Source organism: Neobacillus oceani (assembly GCF_046237595.1).
Taxonomy (GTDB): domain Bacteria; phylum Bacillota; class Bacilli; order Bacillales; family Cytobacillaceae; genus Bacillus_D; species Bacillus_D oceani.
This window is the reverse complement of sequence record NZ_CP143543.1, coordinates 4,109,489-4,133,283: the sequence shown is the minus strand read 5'-3', so window position 1 is coordinate 4,133,283 and position 23,795 is coordinate 4,109,489. Positions and strand designations below refer to the sequence as shown.

The following is a 23,795-nucleotide window of genomic DNA, read 5'->3' as shown; positions in this document are numbered from 1 at the left end:
TAAAACTGGACATTATTTTTTTCAAAAGAGTGCCAGGCACCATTACAAAAGAGGTGATCAGCATGAGGGAACCGTGGTGGAAAAGGTCGGTTGTGTATCAGATATATCCGAAGAGTTTTAAGGACACGACGGGAAATGGCATTGGGGATTTGCAAGGTATTATTGATAAGCTCGATTATTTGAAGGAGCTTGGCGTCGATGTGGTTTGGCTGACGCCGATTTATAAGTCGCCACAGCGTGATAACGGCTATGATATTAGTGATTATTTTTCAATCCATGAGGAATACGGCACAATGGACGATTTCGACCGCCTCCTTGATGAAGCACATAAACGAGGGCTCAAGCTCATTATGGATATTGTCGTCAACCACACGTCCACAGAGCATCCGTGGTTTCAGGAATCACGAAAATCAAAGGACAACCCATATCGGGATTTCTATATTTGGAGGGATGGCGTCGATGGCGGCCCGCCAACGAACTGGGAATCGAAATTCGGCGGCAACGCCTGGGAGTATGATGAACAGACCGGACAGTACTACCTGCACTTGTTTGACGTCACCCAAGCCGACCTGAACTGGGAGAATGAAAAAGTCCGCGAGAAAGTTTATGACATGATGAAGTTCTGGTTTGAAAAAGGGGTCGATGGTTTCAGGCTCGATGTCATCAACCTGATTTCGAAAGATCAAAGCTTTCCGAATGATGATAAAGGCGATGGCCGCCGCTTCTATACGGACGGCCCGCGTGTCCATGAGTTCATGAAAGAGATGAACCGCGAGGCATTTTCCAAATACGACAGCATGACCGTTGGTGAAATGTCTTCCACGACCATTGAAAATTGCATCCAGTATAGCAATCCGGAGAGCAAAGAGCTCAGCATGACTTTCAATTTCCATCATTTGAAGGTTGATTACGAGGGCGGCGATAAATGGACGCTAGCAGACTTTGATTTCATTGCTTTAAAACGAATCCTGTCCACCTGGCAGGAGGAAATGAACGGGGGCGGCGGCTGGAACGCGTTATTCTGGTGCAACCACGACCAGCCGAGGGTTGTCTCTCGTTACGGCGATGACGGCGAGTACAGGGTCGAATCCGCGAAAATGCTTGCGACAACCATCCATATGATGCAGGGAACTCCGTACATCTACCAGGGTGAAGAAATTGGGATGACAAATCCCGGTTTTGAGTCGATCGAGGACTACAGGGACGTAGAATCGCTCAATATTTTTAGGCTGAAAAAAGCCGCTGGAATGGACGAAAAGGAAATACTCGAGATTTTGAAAAGCAAGTCGCGTGACAATTCGCGGACACCGGTTCAATGGGACGCTTCCGCGAACGCTGGTTTTACGTCAGGCACCCCCTGGATTGGCGTTGCCGGCAATTACCGGGACATTAATGTTGAAAAGGCGCTTGCCGACAAGGATTCGGTTTTCTATCACTATAAAATGCTAATCGGCTTGCGGAAAGAATACGATATTATTACGCACGGGGATTACAAACTTATTCTGGCAGAAGACCAGCGGATATTCGCTTACACCCGCTCCTGGAACGGAGAAACACTGCTCGTAGTGAACAATTTTTATGGTAAAAACGCACAGTTTGAGCTACCGGATGACGTTCGGATCGAAGGTGTTGGCGGGAAAGCCAGCGTGCTTATCTCAAATTACAAAGACCATCCCAAAGACTACCGCAGCTTCACCCTCCGTCCGTATGAATCGGTAGTATTCCATATCAAAAAGTAAAATAAGAACAGTGTCATCACCCGAAAAATCTTGTTTCACAGGTACTGTTTCACTAGCAGAACGGATTAGGCTGAATCTTCATAACAAACAGCAGCAGTGGTACAATGAACGGGAGGCGGTTTAAGCTGTCTCCCAATTTTATGGAACCGGGTGAGAACCGTGGTAATGAACAAATACGACAGCATTTATCAGGATATTGCCGAGCAAATCGAAAGCGGGAAGCTGAAAAAGCACACAAAGCTGCCGTCGGAGAACGAGCTCGCGGAAATGTATGGGACGAGCAGGGAAACGATCCGAAAGGCGTTGAACCTCCTGTCACAAAATGGCTATATCCAAAAAATAAAGGCAAAAGGGTCGGTCGTGCTCGACATTGGCCGCTTCGACTTCCCGGTTTCGGGACTGACAAGCTTCAAGGAAGTGGCTGAAAAGGTTGGACAAAGATTCCACACAACCGTACATGAGTTATATGTTATGAAGCCGGACAGTTTTTTACAAAACGAATTGAAAATCCTCTCCAAGGAGGAAGTGTGGAAGGTTGCGCGGACCCGTGAGAAAGACGGGGAGAGGATCATTCTCGACAAGTCGTTTTTTGTGAAAAAATACGTACCAGGACTGACGAAGGAAATTTGCGAAGACAGCATTTATGAGTATATCGAAGGTGACTTGAAACTGAACATTTCGTTTGCCCGGAAGGAAATCACCGTCGAGGAATGTACGGACGAAGATCGCACCTACCTTGATATGAATGGATACGACCATATCGTTGTCGTACGGAACAATGTTTTCCTCGACAACGCGTCCGTGATTGAGTATACGGAGTCAAGGCATCGCCTCGATAAGTTCCGTTTCGTCGATTTTGCGAGGAGGAGCAGGTAAGCCATTCATAGCGGTATCCCGAATAATATTTCCGCTCGCAACAGTATGACATATGAAAAAGGCCGCCAAGCATTCACTCCCGTGGCAGCCTTCTTTTTTTGCAAGGAATATTCCAGTCAGATCATTCCCCTGTCCAATTCCAATAAGCAAACTCTCCAACCTGCGCCGACTGAATCGTTTTTAGATCCTGCAGCTTCAAAAGCTCCTTCACCGGCCCGGTCACAACGGCGCCGTATACTTTAAATCCATTTTCCTTCAAATAATCATGCCTTTCCTGAAGGAATCTAAGGCCAAGGACATTTTCCAGGTAAGTTTTATTTTCAGACTTCAGCAAATGCTCCATATTGGCGAGCATAATTCTTTCATTCTCCTTTATCCCATCAGAATGCAGGCCGATTTCTGTGTAGGATTTGTAATCATCCGTTTCCCGGGCCCGGGTCATTCCGAGGCCATCAACCATAAAATAGGTTCCGCCTGCAACACTGTAGCTGACGTCCTTTATTTCCTTAAGTTCCCCCGTATATAAAGGCATCCAAAGTACATCAACATCATAATTGGACAAAAGCTCTAGCAATTCCTCTGGTTTGTAATAGCGGTCAGTCGAGAAGGCAAAATCGGCAACCGTCCCTTCATGCACCTTTTCTAGTGTGGACCATACCGTGGGGTCTACCTTTAAAGTTAGTTTTTTCCCGGTCCGAGGATCCTCAGGCAAGTAAAACGTAAAACCCGATTGAGCGGATGGTTCGGTATAGGTAATGTTCTTGGATGAAAAAGGAGCGATCAGCCTTTTGGTTACATCCACCAAACCAATCTGCACCTCCTTTTTCCCAATCGTGCGAACAAGGGGCAGTGATAGTTCTTGGCTTAAAAAGGGAGTGATTTCGGCATGTAAAAAGGGCTCATTTTTTACAAGGTACCCGTTCTGAGTCCAATTGATAGCCTGTGATATGGAAAAATAGTTCTTGTCGGCTTTTTCCGACTGGTCATATGCAATCGATAAAATTATGTTATAAGCCCCGTATAAAAAACCAATCGCAGCCAGGACCCGTATGATTCTCAGCGTCAACGTAAACCGGTATTTCCATAAAATTTTCTTTTCCTTATCCGTCGTCCATTCAGTCATTCAAAAATTCCTCCTTCGCGCCGAGCTGCTTCAGTTTTTGCCTCGCCCGATGCAATTGCACCTTTACCTGGGCGCCTGTTAAACCAAGGGCTTCTTCCAGCTCGCTGTATGAAAAGCCCTCATACTCCCGCAAATAAATGATCGTCCGGTAATTTTCAGGCAACAATCCGATCAGCCCCTCCAATTCCCGGGCGGTTTCACCAGCGATTGCCTCCTGCTCAGGCGTCCCAAAAGGGCTAATCATCTCTTCCTTATCAAAGAATGGCACCCACTTCCAGCGCTGCCTGCGCCGCCATTCATCAATATAAATATTTCGCGCTATCCGGAACAGCCATGGTTTAACATCCTCATGCCGGTAAAATGACAACGAAACCGTTGCCCGTAAAAATGTTTCCTGGACCAAATCCTCTGCAATGGAGGGAGAGCCGGAGAGCCGAAGCAGGTAGCCGTACAATCCTTTTGCATATTTCCGGTATAAATCATCGAGTTTTTCTATCCGCGAACTTTCCAACGCTTCCCTCCTCCCACATCCATACAACGAATGAATCCATTTTTTGTTACACCTAGATTGAATTTTAGCACGAACGAAAATCTAGCAATATGTTTTATAAGCCTTTTTTGATAGAATGGAAGTAAGTCAGTTGACTGACAAAATGGTCTTCATTAAAATGAAACTTAAAAAAATTTTACGATATTAACAGGGCGGTGCGGGATTTGATTGAGCAATGGGGTATAGAGGTGCTGAAAGGAATAGGGAGGATGCTGCTAAATCCGGTTTTCTATTATGCGTTTTTCCTTGGGGCTGTGCTCGGGGTCAGCCGGGTCAAGCGGGAACGCAAAAATTTCACTGTCAGGGCGCAGGATGCGTACTTCGAGCTTAGGCAGCTGGTGTCGGCCGGGCTTATTGCCGGGCTAGTTCTGTCGCTCGTAGCGCTGGCGACCGGCCTTGCTGTGCCGGTTGCGGCCATCATGCTCGCGGCTCTCTTTACGCTCCTTTTCAGCCTGATCGGAAATATGCGGCTTATCGGGCCCGCATACACGGTCGGCGCAGCGTTTTTCGCGCTCATTTACCTTGGGGGGAAAACCCTCAACGTCCCATATGTCCGTGAAGCATTCGAGTCCGCTTCTGGCCGGATTTACCCCTCCATCGCTGTACTGCTTGCCCTCCTGCTCATCGCTGAAGGAATCCTGATTTTAAAAAGGGGAAGCATCGCTACTTCGCCGAAACTTATCACCAGCAAACGCGGCCAGCGGGTCGGCGTCCACGAGGCAAAAAGGCTATGGCTCGTACCCGTGTTCCTCTTAATTCCGGGGAGCGTTCTCACCTTGCCGTTCGATTGGTGGCCTGTGTTCAGCATTGGGGAAAACACGTATTCCCTGTTCCTCGTCCCGTTCGCAATTGGCATGCATCAACAAATCCAGGGCATGCTTCCGGCTGAAGCTGTCAGGGGTTATGGGAAAAATGTGACAACGCTCGGGGTGCTTGTCCTTCTCGTTTCGGCGGCAGGCTACTGGTACCCGGTTGCTTCAATCGGCGCGGCGGCCATTGCTATCCTCGGACGCGAAGGGATAGCATTTTTTCAAAAAATCAAAGAAGATAACCGTCCATTCTATTTTTCGCGTAAAAATGAGGGCCTGATGATCCTCGGCGTCCTTCCGGGTTCGCCCGCGGATAAAATGGACCTGAAAGTCGGCGAACTGATTAGCAAGGCAAATGGCATGCCGGTACGGGATGAAAATGAATTATACGAGGCACTTCTGCAAAACCGCGCCCATTGTAAGCTGGAGGTCTTCGATACAAACGGGCAAATCCGCTTCGTCCAGCGCGCCCTATACGAAAACGACCATCACGAACTGGGCATCCTTTTCGTCCATGATGACAGGAAATGGGACGAGAAGGCGGTTTAATAAATAAATTCAATTTCACCTCTAAATGATTTTGGGAAATACGACAGTCCTTTGAGATACTAATCTTGAAGGGCTTTTTTATGTGGTTTTTTAGCCGTAGAGGCTTTCAAGGAAGGATAAAGGGATCTTTTGTTGAATTTCTTATTACTATTGAGTACAAGAATGCTTCGGTAGATGAGATAAGCAATTCAGCAATCGATAAGAAATTATAACAGAGCGAAGGTGGTAAAATAATTTGCAAAGAATCTTCATTACATTGGAAGTTTTACCGTTGCATCAAAATTAAGGAGGAATTACGTTGTCAAAAACAAATCAAAAAATCGTTCCGCATTTATGGTATGACAAGGAGGCAAAAGAAGCCGCGGAGTTTTATACTTCCATATTCCCGGACTCAAAAATTACGAATGTGAGAACAATCCACGACACCCCATCAGGCGACGCTGATCTAGTTTCTTTTGAGCTATGGGGACAGAAGTTTATGGCAATCAGTGCAGGCCCTCACTTCAAGTTAAATCCGTCAGTGTCTTTCATGGTTAATTTTGATCCTTCGCGGGAAAAAGATGCGAAAGAGAAATTAACAGAGGTTTGGAACAAATTGTCCGAAGGCGGCACAGCGTTAATGCCACTTGATAAGTATCCGTTCAGTGAGTGGTATGGCTGGATTCAGGATAAGTTTGGTTTAACCTGGCAATTAATCCTTACCAATCCGGAAGGGGAAGAGCGGCCTGCGATAATCCCGTCATTTTTGTTTGTAGGCGATAAATGTGGCATGGCGGAAGAGGCGATTAATTTTTATCTAACAGTCTTTAAAAACTCTAAACAGGGCCTTATCGCCCGTTATCCTGGAGGCATGGAACATGATAAAGAAGGAACAATCATGTTCTCCGAATTCATGCTTGAAGGCCAGTGGTTTACGGCAATGGATAGCGCACATGAACACAAATTCGGTTTTAATGAGGCAATCTCATTTATGGTTTACTGCGACACACAAGAAGAGATTGATTATTACTGGGAAAGGCTCTCGGCAGTACCTGAAGCAGAGCAATGCGGCTGGCTGAAGGATAAGTATGGCTTATCCTGGCAGATTATACCGAGCAATATGAATGAGATGATGAGCAAGGGCACACCTGAGCAACTTGCTCGTGTAACGAATGCGTTTCTAAAAATGAAGAAATTTGATCTCGAAAAATTAGAAGATGCATACAAGGGATAACTGGATTCCGTCTACAGTAGAAGAATAAGCTATATTTTAAAAAATACGTTTTGAGTAATGATCAAATCTCCCTAAAAAAGCCTGATTCAATGGAGAAACTAAATGAAAATACTAATGACTCAATCTATTCCATTCCTTCAAGATGCTAAGTCTATAACGAAGCTTAATAAAGGTTTTTCAAATGATGAGAAGTTTGTTGTTGATGGAAAGTACCTTGTAAGGGTGTTTCCAAGTGACAATGAACAAAAAAGAAAAGAAGAATTCAATACAATTAATGCCCTAGCGGACTATTCCAAGTTTGTGCCCAGTGCCCTGGAGTTTGGAAGTGTTGCAAACGGAGGCCTCTCCTATATGATCCTAACTTTTATGCCAGGGAGAGACGCAGAGGAAGAATTAAGAAATTTAACCGGAGAGGAACAGTATTCAGCAGGTTTCCAGGCCGGAAAAGAGCTTAGAAATCTTCATAAACTGCAAGCCCCTTCCAAAACCCCAACCTGGTATTCCGTTAAAAAGAAAAAAAGTGACCGATACCTGGCTGAATTCAGCAAATTGGATTTGGATAGTGGCATGAAACGCACTCTTGAAAATTATGTAAGAGAAAATGAACCATTAATGAAAGATAGGCCAAGCACCTTCCAGCATGATGATTTCCATCCTTCCAATCTACTAATTCATAATCGAAAATTTTCAGGGATTATTGATTTTCAGCGAATGGATTGGGGAGACCCGATTCATGACTTGCAAAAACTTGGGTTCTTTTCCAAGAGAGTAAGTATCGAATTTACAAAAGGTATTATAGATGGATATCATGAAAGCAAAATTTTGAATCACTCCTTTTGGGAACTATACACATATTACAGTGCCATGCATATCGTTTCTGCTTTGGTTTGGGGGCTGAAATTTGAGAGACGTAATTATGAAAAGTTATTTAAATACTCCCTTGAGGTTATGGATGATCACGATAATTTTAGGAGCATAATTCCTGCGTGGTACCGTTAGAATGCCGTAAGCGGATAAAAGAAGGAAGTGTGTTGACATGAGGGATTGCATTTAGAACAAGAAGTGGCCCTCACGGATTTATGGAAGGATTTACTGAAGAGGAGCCATCGATTTGTTCGTTGCTGCCGACAAAAAGGATGAAAGCAATTCTTCAAACACTTTTACTTATTTTACGGAAAATGCCTTGGGAGTAAGTATTGGAATACCGCACGCAGTGGGTGGCCACTGGAAATTAAAATAAAATATAAGGATATTAAAAAACTTATAAAAGCTGAACAAGAGCTTTGGTAGGATGTATTTTAATAAGGCCACAAAAAGATGCTCCGGTTATCATAGACCAGAGCATTTTTTTATACGAAACATTAAATCTTCCTGTAAAACCGCTCGCCTGTTTCAGGGTTGTAGTATACCTTCGTCTTTTCTCCGGTCACGGGATCCACATTGATTTCGTTTGTTGCTATAAACCCGACGGGAACCTTTGCACCCTGGTTTTTCTTATACCGCTTGTCATAAATAAAATAGCCAAGCAGGATGCAGACAATGACGGCGAGAATTTGCAGCCCGTATAAACCGGCGGCAATGAGCCAGCCCATTAAAGCTTCTCCACCACGGCTGCAGTGCCATAGGCGACGATTTCGCTCATGTTTTGGCCGATTTCCCCGGAATCGAAACGCATCATAATAATGGCGTTGGCGCCCATTTCGGTGGCATTTCGGATCATCCGGTCCATTGCTTCCTTCCTTGAGTCCTCGAGCATGGCAGTGTACTGCTTAATTTCACCGCCGACAAGCCCTTTAAGCCCGGCCATGATGTCGCCGCCCAATCCCCTACTTCGTACAATCAGTCCAAATGCAGGCCCTTTAATTTCCTTCACTTGATACCCTTCGATTTTTTCTGTCGTCACAACTATCATTAATATCACCTCATTCTATATAATTCGCTAAATATTAGAACATTCCTCTTGCTGTTAAAAATGGATTTTAAAATGTATCTTCCATTGTCTTTTACAATAAAGGAGGACCGGAATTCGAGATAAGTGTAGAATATGTGAAAAGCGTAACAAAGAGAAATGCAAAATGTTATAATTATTTACAATAAGAAAAGGTGGTGAATGCCGTGAAATATAAATATTTGTTGATTGGTTTATTTGCCGTATTGGCGCTGTCTGCCTGCAGCAATGAAAGCTCGAAGGATAGCAATCGCGCAAATGGGAATGAAGGTGTTGCCATCAAAGAATTGGTGCAGGGGTATAGCACGGATGAGCTGATGGCGGAATCAGCTTCCATTACGGCCACCCAGCTGATTGTGAAAGAGGACGGAAGCGAGAAAGTCTACAACTTGCCGAAAGACGAGTTTTTTGTATCGATTGCGCCATACGTCAACACAACCCATCCTTGAACGAACCATAACTTGACAGGTTGTCAAGGCGAACTTGCAAATGAAGAATTTGACGTTTCCATTGAAGATGAAAAAGGTAATGTAGTGCTTGACGAAACCATGAAGTCGCTGAATAATGGCTTTATAGACCTGTGGCTGCCGCGGAATCAGACGTACAATGTGAAAATAGATTATAGCGGGAAGACGGTTGAAGCGGAATTGTCCACTTTTGAAAACGACCCTACCTGCATTACAACGATGCAACTAATGTAAAAGTAACAAAGGCTCCAAAAGCTTGGACAACGCTTTGGAGCCTCTTTGTATTCTGAAAGGATTCCCGTTTCTCATAGAAAAGCTATCCGAAGTACCCCTGTTCTCGGACAGGATAACCTCATTTTATTAAAATTGCACTCTATTTCGCTCCCAAAATACTACTCAATCTCATTCTCCTCGTAGGAAATCCAATCACTGAAGCTGCCCAAATAGAGTTTCACATTTTCATAGCCGGCTTCTTTCAAAGCAAGGTAATTAGGGACCGCGGTGACGCCGGAGCCGCAATATACAACAACTTTTTTCTCGGGATCGATGTCGGCAAATCTCTTTTTTTGGTCCTCAATCGGTTTGTAATGCCCTTCCTCAAGTCCTTGCATCCAAGGTTTGTTGATTGCCCCGGGGATATGGCCTTTCTTTTTATCAATCGGCTCCTCGATGCCCAAATACCGTTTTTCTTCACGCGAATCGATCAGGACGGAGTTTTCGGTTTGGCCTTGGGAAATTGCCTTTACCTCTTCCATATCGGCCAAAATAGCCTCGTTAATGGCAGGGCGAAATGAAGCCCTATTAAATACAGGCACTTCAGCAGTAACCGGATAATTGGCCCCAGTCCAGTTTTTGAAGCCGCCGTTCAGTACATACACATTATTGTGGCCGAGATAGGACAGCATCCACCAAAAACGAGCGGCAAACGCTCCCTCGCCGTTATCGTAAGCGACCACAGTTGTATCTTCGCCAATGCCAGCCTTTTCAAGTTTTTCAATCAGCCCATCCAGGTCAGGCAATGGATGCCTGCCGCCGTGGCCTGACACGTTTCCGGAAAGGTCTTTTTCCAAATCAAAATAAACTGCTCCCGGAATATGCGCTTCCTCATACTCGGTCCCGCCCGTTTCGGGGTTTGCTAGCGAAAACCGGCAATCAATGATTCTTACATTCTCTTCATTTAAATGTTTCAGCAGCCATTCTTTTTCGACGATATGCTTCACCCGGATTCCCCCTAATTTGTTAAAATAAAAAAACAGTATTATCAAAAGTTTAACATGATTTGCTAAAAACGACGGCTGATACAAAAATAATCTAGATTGGGGTGCATTATGCCAACCTTTTTTGAAACTGAAAGATTGTACATTAGAGAATTTTCCGATACGGATCTACCTTTTCTCCACGCAATTTTTTCTGACCCGGAAACAATGAGGCATTACCCGGCGCCTTTCAGTGTGGAACAAACGAACAACTGGATTGCGAGAAACAAATTGAGATATAAAAACGATGGTTTTGGGTTGTGGGCCGTTTGCTTAAAGGAGACAGATGAAGTGATCGGAGACTGCGGCCTTGTGAAGCAAACTGTCGACGGCACGGAAGAGATCGAAATCGGCTACCATATTAACAAGAAATACTGGTCAAAGGGCTACGCGTCGGAAGCCGCTCTTGGAACCCGGGAGTACGGCTTTTGCCGGTTGGGATTGAAGCGGCTGATCAGTATCATCGGTCCGGAAAATATCCCTTCAATAAGGGTTGCGGAGAAGATAGGCTTCACGCTAGAAAAGGAGTCATTCATTTTTAATAAAATTCATCATATCTATGCGAGCACACAAATGAAATAGCACCAATCTTTTGTGGAAATGACAACCTTGTCATACTCCCTCCTTTCAGGAAATAAGTATAGAAGGACAATGTTTTTAGGGGGTATAAGAATGGCGGGAAAAGACGATTTTGTGCCAGGTTTTGTGCCAAACCACAATCACGGGTCTGTCGATTATACAGGGGTGAGTGACGGCCATGTCCATCAGTGCCTGGATGTGACATCTCCTCCAATTCAGTCGCAAGATGGGAACCATATCCATTATACGGAAGGGTATGTTGTATTCGAGGACGGCCATTACCACCAGTACAAGGCATACTCGGGGCCTGCGATTCCGGTTGGCAATGGCATGCACGTCCACTACTACGATTTTTACACGACCGAAAACAATGGGCACCGACATCGGGTAAGGGGAGTCGACCAGCCCGCGCCCGGCTCAAAATAAGTGTTTATAGAGCGGCTTGCTTTCCTAAAAGCAGGCCGTTTTTTTCTTTTGAAAAAAGCAATCTTTTCCTGACCGGACACGTCTAATTCATAGATGAATAATTGGAGGGGTTGGATGAGAAACGCTTTGCTGACTGTCGGGTTTTTAATACTGGCAATATGCTTAAGTATATTTTTCACCTTAGCGCCAGGGGACCGTGAACGTAATGCAACCAACAGCAATGCGGGTGATGAACTGGAAGAATTAGCTGAAGGATTCCGCCTTGGGATGCACAAAGAAGAAGTGATCCAGTTATGGGGTGAACAGCCAACAAATTTTGATGGCGTGATGGATGGGAATGCCTATACGGCATTTCAGTTCAGGACAGGACAATGGGACATTACTGGACCGAAGGAAATTGCTATTATTGGCAGAGAGGCCCATCAGTTCGGGAAGACAGGAAGAATTATTTTCGTGTTTTGGAATGAGGAAGACAAGGCTGGCGATGCGGCAATCTGCTATAGAAATGAAGGTTCGGAGAAGTTCCGCTCTTTTTATACTGGCAGTGCCGGGAAGGATAAGGCTTGTGGAACCGATGGCTATATAAGTGTAAAGGAGAACGGGCTGTTTTTTGTAAAAGAGGAGGAAGTACCCCTTTTTAAAAATTCCGAAGAGGCTGAGAGTTATTTTGGAAGCCAGGAAGAAGGCACGGGAACCCAAATCCAATTTGAAAGAAGAACGAAGGTACAGGAGTTTCTAGAAACAGGGGATAAGGTAAAGATTTGGTACGAATTGAAAAATGATGAAGCACAAGGAGAATTTCTTTTAATAAAAGAGCTTTTCATCATGGATTCATCGCTGGAGAAAAAGTGATGAAGAACGACAACCGGCATCGTTTGGAAGAATGGATACGGCGGTCCGTACTGTAGAAAAGTGAAATAAGTAGGGGTGGCAGTCAATTAGGATACAACTCCAACCCATTGAAAAAATGGATTGTGGGCGGTCCTTTTGAAAAGAAGGCCGCTTTTTCATTTGGCCTTCATGAAAAACTTGGTGAATTTTCTATGAAATTGGCAGAAGCCTGATAGTTTCAAAGCCGTTAATAAGGGGAATTCTAGAAAGGATATCTATAGGCGGGAGGCTTCGAATATGCTTACGATTATTCCAAGCAGGGATGAGTCGACCATCGCTGTTGAATTCTCAGGGACGGCGACTCGTGAGGATGCCGAAAAGCTGGAGCAGTTTGTAAAAAATACGATTGGCGATAACCGCGAGGTTAATATATTTGCAAAAATGCATGAGGTGGACGGAACGACGCTGATGGGGCTGGCCTACGGGATGAAATTCGATGCGAAGCGGTGGAGCCAGTTCCGCAAATTCGCCGTTGTCACCGACCTGAAGTGGCTTGAAGCGGTAACAGAGCTTGGGAAATTCCTGCCTGGCCTTGAAGCCAGGCATTTTGCAAGCGGCGAGGAAGAAGCGGCCTGGGCATGGATCAAACAATAAGTGCATTAAGGGGTAGGCCGGCAGATGTGCCGGTTTTTTGCCCTTGTACCGATTTTGAGTTGAAATTTTTTGACTGCGATTCAAAAATAGTACCTGTTTATTCATGGACTAAGCCTGAATCTCCATGTTTTTTGTAATGCCTGGCAATAGCCGCTTAATTCTCGAAAAACATTAACACCATTGTTATAGTTATAAATAGAATGAGAGACCGTAGATTTGAGGAAAGTGGGAATGGTTGTGACATTTAAAAAGAAACAATTTTTCGGGCTCGGTTTGACGCTTTTATTTATGATATTGCTTTTATTTGTCACATTGTCGTTAACCGGAAAAATCAAGACGAATATGCTAGTCATTGTCGAGGATCGGTACGATAAAGTGAATGAAGCGCTGAAAATTCGTCAGGCTATGCTCATAACAGACAGGGAACTAGTAAATGCGATTCAGGAAGGGAACAGCCCAAATATTGAAACCCTCATCCCATTGCTGGTGTCGAACCAAAAAATTGTCCAGGAGTCGATTGTTAAGCTTGAAGGGATTCTGAACAAGCCGAAGTCGAGAACCTTGCTTAAGGAAATAGATGTTGCCTATCGGGAATATCTGGACACGGAGAAACAGCTCATAGATGGGTTAAAGGCAGGCGCCAAGCCGGCCGACCTTCGAAAGATTTATTATGGCTCCGAGGCTGAAAAAGGGGAACTCGTTAAGAATGTTAATGAGTTCAAATCTTATCAGGAAGGCCTGATGAACCAGTCACTTAAAAGCGCCAATAAAGCGTATGACCAGTTGTTCGTCGCACTGTTTATTTCAGTTATCACAGCGGCAATCCTCATCACCGGGGTAACTCTTTGGGTTATCCGCAGCACGGGCAGAAGACTGGACTCCGTTGCTGAAGGCATCAACATGATTGATCAGGGCAACCTTGCGGAAATTCCGAGGATAAAGGTTGGAGAGCAAGATGAAATTGGACAGATTGCGGCCGCCTTCAACTCGATGGCCGTTTCGCTTGAGACATACTACCAGAAAGAAAAGGAATTTACCGCTGAAATTTCAGAGCAGAACTGGGTGCAGACCCAATCCGCCGAACTTATCAATCTGTATCACAAAAGCACAGAAGTTGAAGGCCTTGCCGAGCAGCTGATAGCAAACCTGGCTCCTGCAGTCGGGGCAAGCCTTGGGGCATTTTACCTAATGGAGAACCAATCTTTGAAAAAGATAGGTTCGTATGCTGACGGAGGCGGAACCCCGGGCCGTACCGATATCGCGCTCCGGGAAGGCCTTGCCGGCCAATGCGCTGTGAAAAAAGAAGCTATTTATATTGAAGATATTCCGGAAGATTATTCAGTAATTTCCACGGGGCTAGGTGAAATGAAGCCGAAAAGCCTTCTGATTGCCCCGGTGCTCGTCAAGGATGAAACGGTAGCGGTCATTGAACTTGCGTCCCTGAAGCCATTCACCCCTGCTGAGAGAATGCTTGCCAATAAAGTATTTGAAACGCTTGGCATGGCTGTAATGAATACCCTTAGCAGAATGGAAATTGAACGCCTTCTCCTTGAGTCGCAGGCCCAGGCAGAGGAGCTTCAGTCCCAGTCTGAGGAATTACAGTCCCAATCCGAAGAATTGCAAACCCAAGCGGAAGAATTGCGCATGATCAACGAGCAGCTTGAAGAACGGACAAAGGATGCGGAAATCAAGTCTGCCGAGCTGCTTAAAGCGAAGGAAGAGCTCGAGGAAAAGGCGAAGGAGCTGGAGCTGAGCTCAAAATACAAATCCGAATTCCTGGCGAATATGTCTCACGAATTGCGGACCCCGCTGAACAGCATTTTGCTGCTTTCGGAAATGCTCGGGGAAGACTCGGATAAGAACTTGACGGATGAGCAGAGGGATTTTGCAAAAGTTATACATACATCAGGCCAGGATTTGCTTAATCTGATTAATGATATCCTTGATTTATCCAAAGTTGAAGTCGGAAAGCTCGAAGTTGTCTTTGATGGAGTCAACATAGCGGATTTCGGTGGAAGGCTTGAGCATCTTTTCTCCCACCATGCGGTCAGGAAGGGCCTTGGGTTCATGGTCGATATTGAAGACAATTTGCCGGATCTTTTTTACACGGATGAACAGCGCCTCCAGCAAATTGTTAAAAACCTCCTCTCCAATGCCTTTAAGTTTACTGAGTCTGGCGCTGTAATTGCCAGCATAAAGGTGGCTGAGCCCGATGAAATCCCAGCCTATCCGGTTTCGGATACATGGGTGAAAATTTCTGTCACCGATACGGGAATTGGCATCGCGAAGGATAAACAACGGCTTATTTTCGAAGCTTTCCAGCAGGTCGACGGCGCAACGATGCGGAAATATGGCGGGACCGGCCTAGGGCTATCAATTTCAAGCGAGTTTGCCCGCCTTCTTGGCGGAACGGTAACCGTCGTAAGTGAGGAAGGCAAGGGGAGCACCTTCACGCTTCTCGTCCCAAGCCTCCCTAAAGGTCTTCCTGCAGCTACGGAGTCGGAAACCAAAGGAGAGGAATTTGGATCGGAACGTGATGTTGCTGGAGCAAAAGCCTCGATTGGCGGAAGGCTGGCTTCAGGGGCCGTTGACGCAGCAAGTGTAGAAGTTGCTGTCGGCACTTCTAACGATATGAAATCCATCGAGGTTGCTGACGACATGGAAGTTAGCGGCGCTGCTCCGTTCAATAATCTCCACGGAAAAACGGTCGTTGTTGCCGATGATGACCACCGTAATATTTACACGCTTGAAAAGGCGCTAGCCAGGGAAGGCATGAATGTCATATCGGTTGAGAATGGAGCGGAATGCTTGGAACTCCTCAGCAGGACCGATAACGTCGACATTGTCCTGATGGATATTATGATGCCGGTGATGGACGGCTATGAAACGATGAAGCAAATAAGGGAAATGGACCGCTATGGGAACATTCCAATTATTGCCTTGACTGCGAAAGCGATGAAGGGCGACAAAGAAAAATGCCTGGAAGCGGGCGCCTCGGATTATATCAGCAAGCCGCTTAAGATGGACCAGCTATTTTCAGCAATGAGGGTCTGGCTCGCCAGATAGAGGAGGATTTTTTTGCAAAAGGAAGAACTTGAACTTGATTTATTGCTGCTGGCGGTCTACAGGCTCTCGGGTTTTGACTTCCGGCAGTATATGAATTCATCCATTATGCGCCGTGTCCAGAACCGGCTAAGGCTCGAACAGCTTCCCGGCATCACCCGCCTGACGGAAAGGGTAATCGAGGACGAAACTGTTCTGAAAAAACTTCTGGACGATTTCTCGATCAATGTTACGGAAATGTTCCGTGACCCGAGTTTTTTTGCTTCGTTCCGCCGAAATGTCGTCCCCCATCTGAAGGGGCTCCCGGAAATCCGCATTTGGCATGCTGGCTGCTCGACAGGCGAAGAGGCGTATTCGATGGCGATTTTGCTCGAGGAGGAAGGGCTCAGCGACAAGGTTAAAATCTATGCGACCGATATGAGTGAAAAAGTCTTGCGAGCCGCAGAAAAGGGAGTAATTCCCCTGTCAAAAATGCAGGATTATACGAAAAATTATCTTCAGGCGGGCGGAATGCGCTCATTTTCCGAATACTACACGGCTGACAGCCACTTTGTGACGCTCGACCCGTCGCTCCGGGAAAAAATTATTTTCGCCCAGCATAATTTGGTGACTGACGGCTCGTTTAACGAATTTCACGTGGTAATCTGCAGGAATGTCCTCATTTACTTTAACCAGGATCTCCAGAACCATGTACTCAGGCTCATTAATTCGAGCCTCTGCCAGGGAGGGTTCCTCGGGCTTGGCAGCAAGGAGGCCATCCGGAGCGAAGCCCATCCGCATTTCGTGGAGTATGATGCTTCCGAAAAGATTTACAGGAAAATGAATAGATAAAGAAATGCACCGCTTTCTTTGGAGAGCGGTGTTTTTTCGGGAAAAGAACTGCTTAGCTGCTTATTAATGAGATGCGAATGCTGATAAGTAGGGTGCAAATGATGATAAATGAGCCGCGAATGCTGATAAACCCGACTCAAATACTGATAAACACTACTGGTGAAAAGTTTCCTCCAAAACGAATAAATCGGATTCCTGACAAACGATTGAGACTGAGCGCAAAAAAGAAAAAAAGCCGGGATTTGGTTTCCGGGCTTCTCTAAGCTGCACTGTCATGTAGCTTTTATTAAAACGACACACATATCATCAGTGGCCGACGATTGCTGCTCCTTTGAAAGAAGGAGGTCGATTGGTTCGGACTCGGCTAAATCCACCCAATCCGACGATGCTGCTTTTTGTAAATACTCCATCCCGGCAAGGCCGTTTTTCTCTGCCGTTTCCGGAACGCCATCCGTAAACAGAAGTAGCTGGGCGGAATCTTCGTATGTAAGGACTCTTTTTTCAACAGTGATTGTGTCAAAAAAACCAACCGCACAAGTTGTCGAATCGAGGGCTTCAAGCTGCTTCCCGTCGATAAGCGCATAACCGGAAGGATGCCCGGCATTCACGTATTCAATCGTTTTTTTGCCGGCATCGATAACCGAATAGACAGCAGTAAAATAATAGGGGATTTGCTGGTTCCGGCTGTTCAGCGAGTTCATCCATCGGTTCAGTTCGCGAATGACATGCTCGGGATCGGGATTCACCCTGATTAAATCGCGTAGTATAGAGGATATGAACATGCACACAAGCGATGCGGAAATCCCGTGGCCCATCATGTCCAAAAGAATGACCGCATAACGGCTGTCATCTATCTTATGCCAGTAATACATATCGCCTGCTAGTGTATTCGCCGGTAGATACGAGGCTTTTATTTTCAAATTTGGATCATTCACCGGCTCGCTCAACAGGCTCGTCTGCACTTGCATCGAGAGTTCCAGCTCATTCCGGATTTTTTCGTCATGTTTCTTGTGCCAATCCTTTTCATACTTAAGCCGCAGGACAACACGTATGCGCGCAAGCAATTCGGTCTTGTTGATCGGCTTCATCACATAATCCATGCCGCCGACATCCAGCGCTTCTGCGACCTTGTTCGAATCCTCGAGTGCGGTAACGAAAATGACAGGGATATCCTTTGTATGAGGTGTCTCCTGCAGTTTCCGGCATGCCACGATCCCATCAATTTCCGGCATCATAATATCCATTAAAATAACATCCGCAGGCCGATCAACCGGATGCGGACTATCAATCTGCAAATAATCGAACAGTTCACGGGCGGATGAAAAGGATAGATAATTTTCGTACCCAGCCCGCTTTAAAATCTTTTCTATCAAAAACAAATTCACCTGGTTATCATCAACAATCAAAATCGCCATAATCCTACCCCTTCACCTGCTACAACCACTAATTTATCTCTTTACGACCATATCCTTAATCATTACCCCGACCCGTCAAATAAAAACCTACCATAATTTTTCGCCATTGTGTTAGCCATCAATTCGGAGCGTCATTCGTCGTCCAGGACGTTCAAGTGGAACAAGAAACTCCCAAAGCGAGGCCTCGCACCTATTTTACTATTATGGTACTAATTTCTTTTTGACGGCAAGGGAAAAGGTGTGTATAGTAGTTTTGTAAAGTTGCTTTAGTACTTAAAAGCGTTTGTGTGAAAAAGTATTTTCGTGCAGTAAAAAACAACAAATTAATAGGATGCCTGTAGAATTAGTAGGATTGCCGTTAGCAGCAGAAAGAGACCGGATGGTTGGTGGAAATCCGGGCGTTGGCAATTTCGAAATACGGCTGCCTTGAACGGGCATATCTTATAAAGAGGGTAGGATAACCTGCCAAGTAGGGTGGTACCGCGGAGCCTTTTCGTCCCTAACGGCGAAAGGGTCTTTTTGTGCCGAAACGGCGGCAATAAAGTGCATGCGCAACAAGAGAAAACAAAGAATTCATTGGAGGAGTTTATATGCTGCAGGATCAGAAAGAGCTTGCTATCAAGCCGCTAGAGGCCGCTATCATTACGCTGCTATTAATGGGGCTTGTCGGATATCTGATTATCGGGATGGAAGTGGTGCCGCAAATCGCGATTATTTCCGGCATCGCCCTATTACTCGGGTATGGAGTGGTTAAACGGGTAAGTTTCAAGGAGCTTGAAGCAGCAATGGCTGAAGGGGCCAAATCGGGTATTGCCGCCGCAATGATATTCTTTTTTATCGGGATGCTCATCAGTAGCTGGATGGCCAGTGGGACGATTCCGACGTTCATTTACCTCGCCATTGATCTCGTTTCGGGGAAATTTTACTATGCGATTGTTTTCGCGGTTACATCAATCATCGGCCTAAGCATTGGCAGTTCGCTAACGACCGCCGCAACACTCGGGGTCGCCTTTGTCGGTGCGAGTACCGCGCTCGGCATCTCGCCCGTCATCACTGCAGGGGCAGTCGTCTCAGGGGCATTCTTTGGCGATAAAATGTCGCCTTTATCCGATACGACAAATCTGGCATCAAGCGTTGCCGGTACCGATTTATTCGAACACATCAAAAATATGTGCTGGACAACCATTCCGGCTTTTATCCTTTCATTCATTGTATATATGATTATTTCACCGGGCGAAACCCATCAAAGTATAAAACAGATGGGCATTATAAAAACTGAACTACTGGAACTCAATTTGGTCCATTGGTACTCGCTTGTGCCTTTCCTCCTGCTTACCGTGCTTGCTGTGAAAAAAGTACCCGCGATTGCCACCTTATCAGCTGGTACACTTTCAGCATTGCTCATATCGTTTATCATTGATGGGGGAGTCGACGGAAAAGGATTCCTTACGCTCCTTTACTCAGGCTATAAGTCTACCAGTGCGATCGAGGAAGTTGATTCGATGTTGTCCGGTGGCGGAATTGAAAGCATGATGTTCAGCATCTCCGTCATATTACTCGCCCTAAGCATGGGCGGTCTTTTGTTCAAGCTCGGTATCATCCCGGCACTGTTATCAGTCGTACAGCGGTTCCTAGCCCGTGTATCCATGCTGATCAGCGCAACCGCTGGCATGGCGATTGCAGTCAATTTCATGATTGGCGAGCAGTATTTGTCCATCCTTTTGCCAGGGAACACGTTCAAGGAGCATTTTAAAAAAGCAGGCCTGCAGCCAAAGCACCTTTCGCGTGTCATTGAGGATGCGGGAACGGTCGTCAATCCGCTTGTTCCGTGGAGCGTATGTGGGGTCTTCATCGCATCGGTTCTTGGCGTGCCAGTGACGGATTATGCGCTGTTTGCCTTCTTCTGCCTGTTCTCGCCGCTCCTGACCATTTTGTATGGGTTAACCGGCCTTACCCTTCCAAAGCCGGCCAAACAAGCTTTACTGGAAAAATGAAACCATTCAAAAACAGCCTGAACCGGTTAAGCATCCGGTTCAGGCTGTTTTTTTAAACTATGTTAATTTGCCTCTTTTAACAGCTTCTCCATCAGTTCCTCATCCATCGGCCCAATGTATTTCTTTGAAATTCTGCCATCGGTGCCAATGATATAGCTTGTCGGAATCGTTATCGCCTCATAGAGCGTCCCAACTTTATTTTTCTCATCGAGGGGAATCGGGAATGTGAGGCCGTAATCCTTCACAAACGTATCAATCGCTTCCGGACCCTTGTCGAGCGCGGTCAGGTTGACAGCCAGGATGGTCATCCCTTTGTCCTTGTTCTTCTCATAGAAATTTTGCATATGCGGCATTTCCGCTTTGCACGGCGGGCACCATGTTGCCCAGAAGTTCAGGATTACTTTTTGCCCCTGGTAATCGGAAAGCTTTACCTTCTCACCTGAAAGCAGGGTGAGTTCAAAATCGGGTGCCATGTTTCCCGGGGCAGTCCCAACAACCTTAGAGCTCGCCACAGAATCTTCGGCTGGAGGTGCTTTTTTCTCTCCGGATGAAAGCGATGGTTTCCAAATGTTTACCGCGATAATGGCGATAGCCAGAATAAGGATGATTCCCGTGAATGTTTTCTTATTCATGCTTCCAACCCCCCTTTGTTAAGTATGCCATTAAACCGATGAAAAGTCCTCCGGCAAGTACAGCGAGATTGCCAGGGCTAAAAATGGAATTAAATAGACTCACGCAAAGTACTTCAAACAAATACAGCATACTATATGCTTCTACCCCAAGTTTTCTCTTTTGGTAAACAACGAATAGTGTAACCATGAGCAAAAGAAAATACACGGCTGAGGCAAGCCAGCCCTTGGCTAATGCCGATTGAATCAAAAAATACGACAAGGAGAATAAAAGGAATAACGGAAGAACTTCGCTAGCAAAAGGAACCTTTTCTTTTTTATATAAGGATAATAGGTATACAAAAACGGCCAATAGGGCGAGCAACATTCCTTTGGCGCCTCCATGAAAATAAAGGAGAGATACCGGGGATTTACTAAATATATCCCAATAAAAAAGGACATAGGCCATCTTTACTGTCAGGAAAAAAACAAAGAATGCATTCGAGTACCAATCGCCAGCCTTTGTTTTTGCAAAAACCTTCAAAAGGAGCGGTGCCAGGAAAACTGCCGCCAAGGCCGCGGCCAAACCAGCCGGCACGGTCACCTTTCCTATTGTGAGTAAATTCATGAACTGGCCTCCGAAACTTGTCGTTTTATTCATTGTACCCAGCGGGGGTATAGTTGAGCAAATATGAAAAACTGGGAGGTATGGGGGGTACGGAAGGAAATGAATAAAAGAAGATTTTGAAGAAAAAAGAAACTGCAGGATTATGTTGGGGAAAGCCTTCGGTCAGAATGCAAGAAAAAGCAAAGGAACCATCCCGATATGACCAGGTGTTTACGTCTGGCTCCTGGCAGGAGTCGCTTACGTTTTATACCGTTTATTTTCATAAATTATGACCCCCGGGGAACCGGTGGCCATATTAAAGTAAAGAACTTTCATTTCGATTACCGGAAAAAGCTAGCCGAATAAATGAAGAAATCCCCAGCCAATGATAAATAAGGAGCCGGCAGCCCCAGCGAATAGGGCAATGGCTTTTCGATCATCCTTCTTTTGCATCCGCTGATAGTCACTATAGGTAATCTCACCCTTCGCAAATCTCAATCCACTTTCCGAAGGTTCCACCACAAAGTCGTTTCCTTCCTTATCCTGCAGGACCACCTTTTCGATAAAACCATCCGAATGTACAAATTGATTCCCGAAATTCACGCGTTTACCACCAGAGCAAACAACAGCAACTGGAGTATAGATCGAATTTCTCCTGATTTCCTCACTTAGCTTATAGGATTGCATTTCAAACGCATGATTGGAAACACACATCGCCGCCACCTCATTATCAGGATATTTGGATAGGGACAATTGTGTGAGAGTCCTTGCGTATAGCTTATCATATTCATAATGATTAAGCCCGAGCAATTTAGCCGAGCCACAAATGCCCCTTTTAGATATAATGATTGGGAAAGCAGGTAATTTTTTAAAAAAATCCTTAGGGGAGAAATTCATGGAGAAAAAGATAAAGATAGCTGTAAATGGCGGAATCGGATTTGGCGCAAAACTGACCGCCAGGCAGCTTCTGGCCTTGGCGAAATACCTTGGAGAAAACGAGGAACTGGAACTGACTACGTTCCAGCAGTTATATATAGACATCCCCGTGGAAAGGAAAGACGAAGTTATAAAAGAATTTGAAGAAGCAGGCCTAAGCTGTTATCCGGTGGGGAACTATGTAAAAAGCCTAAGAACGTGCAATTTTTGCAAGGGGGAAATAGAAGAGGGTATGCCGGTTGCAAGTGAACTCAATAAGCGGATTGCCGGGATACCAGTTCCGTTCACCTTAAAGCCTGCCTATACTGGCTGCCCGGTTGGCTGTGGGGAGCCACTGGTCAATGATATAGGTATCATGAAGGTAAATGACTATTACAACCTTTACATTGGCGGTAAATCAAAAGGTGCCGATGCCAATGCGGGAACGTTGTTTAAGGAACGCCTGACTCCGGATGAATTGTATGCTACCGTTGAAAATCTTCTCCATATCTATGGGTCGCTCGGAAAAAAACGGGAGCCTTTCCACAAGTTTTTGAAGCGGCTTGGAATCGATGAGGTTTCCAGTCTTGTTCAGGAGAAGACATCGTGATTGCCCGAAAGTCAGAAACCCGGCTGAGTTAGCCAGGTTTTTGAATGGACTATTCAGCAGGGGAAAGCTCACTCTCCGTAACCTATTTGTGGTTGGTCACTTTTCCCTGCCTGCCGTAGGAGCACTGTCACATAACGTTCATTCTTGCCACATGGTTTCTGGGTTATTTTTTATATGATATGGAATTTTTATAGGGAAAAGATAAAATTAATAAGGGTAAATTATTTTACCGAAAAATTGACAAACAAACCCCTTGTATACCATATGGGGGTATGGTACTATTTAAATCAGGAGGCGATGGAATGAATCATTTAAATCCTGAGAATCTTATCCGTGACAAAGAGAACAGCCTGGAGGACCCCGTCCTGTTGAATGTGGGAACCGCTGAAACTGTCCCCGGCTGTGACGAGCATTGCGCCGCCGAAGGCTCTGTCCGTAAGAGCCACCATTCGGAGAAAACAAAAAACAATTTGGTGACAAGGCTGAACCGGATTGAAGGGCAAATTCGTGGCATAAAAGGATTGATTGAAAAAGATACGTATTGCGACGATGTCATCACGCAAATTTCCGCTACACAGGCTGCCCTTAATTCTGTCGCCAAACTCCTTTTGGAAGGCCATATGAAAAGCTGCGTCGTAGAACGGATCCAGGAAGGCGATCACGAAGTAGTTGATGAGCTCCTAGTAACCATACAAAGGCTCATGAAAAAATAAACTCATTATGAGAGGGGAA

At 45.5% G+C, this 23,795-nt stretch carries 24 protein-coding genes; 15 read left to right on the top strand and 9 right to left on the bottom strand.

The annotated features are described in order from the left end of the window. Nucleotides 1-62 precede the first annotated feature (62 nt). The gene (treC, locus tag V1499_RS20955) at nucleotides 63-1,739 is read left to right on the top strand and encodes an alpha,alpha-phosphotrehalase (protein ID WP_409272274.1); all 1,677 of its coding nucleotides are present in this window, start codon (nucleotides 63-65) and stop codon (nucleotides 1,737-1,739) included. Between the two features lie 165 nt (nucleotides 1,740-1,904). Further along, nucleotides 1,905-2,615: a trehalose operon repressor gene (gene treR, locus V1499_RS20950; protein ID WP_409272272.1), complete on the top strand. Its 711-nt coding sequence runs from the start codon at nucleotides 1,905-1,907 to the stop codon at nucleotides 2,613-2,615. A 121-nt stretch (nucleotides 2,616-2,736) separates the two neighbouring features. Here the strand turns inward: treR and V1499_RS20945 are convergent, their stop codons facing one another. Beyond that, nucleotides 2,737-3,738 carry an anti sigma factor C-terminal domain-containing protein gene (locus V1499_RS20945; protein WP_409272271.1) on the bottom strand — a complete coding sequence of 334 codons (1,002 nt, stop codon included), beginning with the start codon at nucleotides 3,736-3,738 and terminating at the stop codon, nucleotides 2,737-2,739. Next, complete coding sequence (locus V1499_RS20940) at nucleotides 3,731-4,249, bottom strand: sigma-70 family RNA polymerase sigma factor (protein WP_409272270.1); 519 nt, start codon at nucleotides 4,247-4,249, stop codon at nucleotides 3,731-3,733. The genes V1499_RS20945 and V1499_RS20940 overlap by 8 nt, the downstream gene beginning before the upstream one ends. Before the next feature lie 203 nt (nucleotides 4,250-4,452). Between V1499_RS20940 and V1499_RS20935 the strand changes: the two genes are divergently transcribed. The 3 genes from V1499_RS20935 to V1499_RS20925 all read left to right on the top strand — a co-directional run bounded on the left by V1499_RS20935 (nucleotide 4,453) and on the right by V1499_RS20925 (nucleotide 7,858). Further along, nucleotides 4,453-5,646 (top strand): PDZ domain-containing protein, encoded by a 1,194-nt coding sequence (locus V1499_RS20935; RefSeq protein ID WP_409272268.1) that lies wholly within the window; start codon nucleotides 4,453-4,455, stop codon nucleotides 5,644-5,646. A 298-nt stretch (nucleotides 5,647-5,944) separates the two neighbouring features. Beyond that, nucleotides 5,945-6,859 carry a VOC family protein gene (locus V1499_RS20930; protein ID WP_409272266.1) on the top strand — a complete coding sequence of 305 codons (915 nt, stop codon included), beginning with the start codon at nucleotides 5,945-5,947 and terminating at the stop codon, nucleotides 6,857-6,859. A gap of 102 nt (nucleotides 6,860-6,961) precedes the next feature. Next, nucleotides 6,962-7,858 carry an aminoglycoside phosphotransferase family protein gene (locus V1499_RS20925; RefSeq protein ID WP_409272264.1) on the top strand — a complete coding sequence of 299 codons (897 nt, stop codon included), beginning with the start codon at nucleotides 6,962-6,964 and terminating at the stop codon, nucleotides 7,856-7,858. 362 nt (nucleotides 7,859-8,220) lie between these two features. On the opposite strand, the gene V1499_RS20920 is transcribed toward V1499_RS20925, so the two are convergent. Then, nucleotides 8,221-8,451 (bottom strand): hypothetical protein, encoded by a 231-nt coding sequence (locus V1499_RS20920; protein ID WP_409272263.1) that lies wholly within the window; start codon nucleotides 8,449-8,451, stop codon nucleotides 8,221-8,223. After that, nucleotides 8,451-8,771 carry a YbjQ family protein gene (locus V1499_RS20915; protein ID WP_115451298.1) on the bottom strand — a complete coding sequence of 107 codons (321 nt, stop codon included), beginning with the start codon at nucleotides 8,769-8,771 and terminating at the stop codon, nucleotides 8,451-8,453. Before V1499_RS20915 ends, V1499_RS20920 begins: the two co-directional genes overlap by 1 nt. A 203-nt stretch (nucleotides 8,772-8,974) precedes the next feature. Here V1499_RS20915 and V1499_RS20910 point away from each other — a divergent pair, with 203 nt between their 5' ends. Then, nucleotides 8,975-9,508, top strand: a complete 534-nt coding sequence (locus V1499_RS20910) for a CueP family metal-binding protein (RefSeq protein WP_409272261.1) — start codon at nucleotides 8,975-8,977, stop codon at nucleotides 9,506-9,508. A 158-nt stretch (nucleotides 9,509-9,666) separates the two neighbouring features. On the opposite strand, the gene V1499_RS20905 is transcribed toward V1499_RS20910, so the two are convergent. Beyond that, nucleotides 9,667-10,494, bottom strand: coding sequence for a sulfurtransferase (locus V1499_RS20905; RefSeq protein ID WP_409272259.1), 828 nt, complete (start codon nucleotides 10,492-10,494; stop codon nucleotides 9,667-9,669). 108 nt (nucleotides 10,495-10,602) lie between these two features. On the opposite strand from V1499_RS20905, the gene V1499_RS20900 reads away from it, so the two are divergent. The 6 genes from V1499_RS20900 (at nucleotide 10,603) to V1499_RS20875 (ending at nucleotide 16,914) form a co-directional block, all read left to right on the top strand. Then, entirely contained in the window at nucleotides 10,603-11,112 is a 510-nt protein-coding gene (locus V1499_RS20900; protein ID WP_409272257.1) for a GNAT family N-acetyltransferase, read from the top strand. Nucleotides 11,113-11,196: 84 nt separating this feature from the next. After that, nucleotides 11,197-11,535, top strand: coding sequence for a YmaF family protein (locus V1499_RS20895; RefSeq protein ID WP_409276358.1), 339 nt, complete (start codon nucleotides 11,197-11,199; stop codon nucleotides 11,533-11,535). Nucleotides 11,536-11,649: 114 nt separating this feature from the next. After that, nucleotides 11,650-12,387: a hypothetical protein gene (locus tag V1499_RS20890; protein WP_409272255.1), complete on the top strand. Its 738-nt coding sequence runs from the start codon at nucleotides 11,650-11,652 to the stop codon at nucleotides 12,385-12,387. Nucleotides 12,388-12,663: 276 nt separating this feature from the next. Continuing rightward, complete coding sequence (locus tag V1499_RS20885) at nucleotides 12,664-13,020, top strand: STAS/SEC14 domain-containing protein (protein ID WP_409272253.1); 357 nt, start codon at nucleotides 12,664-12,666, stop codon at nucleotides 13,018-13,020. Between the two features lie 231 nt (nucleotides 13,021-13,251). Beyond that, nucleotides 13,252-16,086, top strand: a complete 2,835-nt coding sequence (locus tag V1499_RS20880) for a response regulator (protein ID WP_409272251.1) — start codon at nucleotides 13,252-13,254, stop codon at nucleotides 16,084-16,086. Between the two features lie 12 nt (nucleotides 16,087-16,098). Further along, nucleotides 16,099-16,914 (top strand): CheR family methyltransferase, encoded by an 816-nt coding sequence (locus tag V1499_RS20875; protein ID WP_409272249.1) that lies wholly within the window; start codon nucleotides 16,099-16,101, stop codon nucleotides 16,912-16,914. Between the two features lie 272 nt (nucleotides 16,915-17,186). Here V1499_RS20875 and V1499_RS20870 read toward each other — a convergent pair whose 3' ends face one another. After that, on the bottom strand, nucleotides 17,187-18,329 hold the full coding sequence (locus V1499_RS20870) for a PP2C family protein-serine/threonine phosphatase (protein ID WP_409272247.1): 1,143 nt from the start codon (nucleotides 18,327-18,329) through the stop codon (nucleotides 17,187-17,189). A gap of 590 nt (nucleotides 18,330-18,919) precedes the next feature. Between V1499_RS20870 and nhaC the strand changes: the two genes are divergently transcribed. Beyond that, entirely contained in the window at nucleotides 18,920-20,323 is a 1,404-nt protein-coding gene (gene nhaC, locus V1499_RS20865; RefSeq protein ID WP_409272246.1) for a Na+/H+ antiporter NhaC, read from the top strand. 62 nt (nucleotides 20,324-20,385) lie between these two features. Here nhaC and V1499_RS20860 read toward each other — a convergent pair whose 3' ends face one another. The 3 genes from V1499_RS20860 to V1499_RS20850 form a co-directional block, all read right to left on the bottom strand. After that, on the bottom strand, nucleotides 20,386-20,955 hold the full coding sequence (locus V1499_RS20860; RefSeq protein WP_409272244.1) for a peroxiredoxin family protein: 570 nt from the start codon (nucleotides 20,953-20,955) through the stop codon (nucleotides 20,386-20,388). Beyond that, nucleotides 20,948-21,559 carry a hypothetical protein gene (locus V1499_RS20855; protein ID WP_409272242.1) on the bottom strand — a complete coding sequence of 204 codons (612 nt, stop codon included), beginning with the start codon at nucleotides 21,557-21,559 and terminating at the stop codon, nucleotides 20,948-20,950. The genes V1499_RS20860 and V1499_RS20855 overlap by 8 nt, the downstream gene beginning before the upstream one ends. A 333-nt stretch (nucleotides 21,560-21,892) precedes the next feature. Further along, nucleotides 21,893-22,252 carry a hypothetical protein gene (locus V1499_RS20850; protein ID WP_409272240.1) on the bottom strand — a complete coding sequence of 120 codons (360 nt, stop codon included), beginning with the start codon at nucleotides 22,250-22,252 and terminating at the stop codon, nucleotides 21,893-21,895. A gap of 181 nt (nucleotides 22,253-22,433) precedes the next feature. On the opposite strand from V1499_RS20850, the gene V1499_RS20845 reads away from it, so the two are divergent. Continuing rightward, nucleotides 22,434-23,063, top strand: coding sequence for a nitrite reductase (locus V1499_RS20845; protein ID WP_409272239.1), 630 nt, complete (start codon nucleotides 22,434-22,436; stop codon nucleotides 23,061-23,063). Between the two features lie 302 nt (nucleotides 23,064-23,365). Next, a complete protein-coding gene (locus V1499_RS20840; RefSeq protein WP_409272237.1) occupies nucleotides 23,366-23,776 on the top strand; it encodes a metal-sensitive transcriptional regulator in 411 nt (136 codons plus the stop codon). Nucleotides 23,777-23,795: the final 19 nt, after the last annotated feature.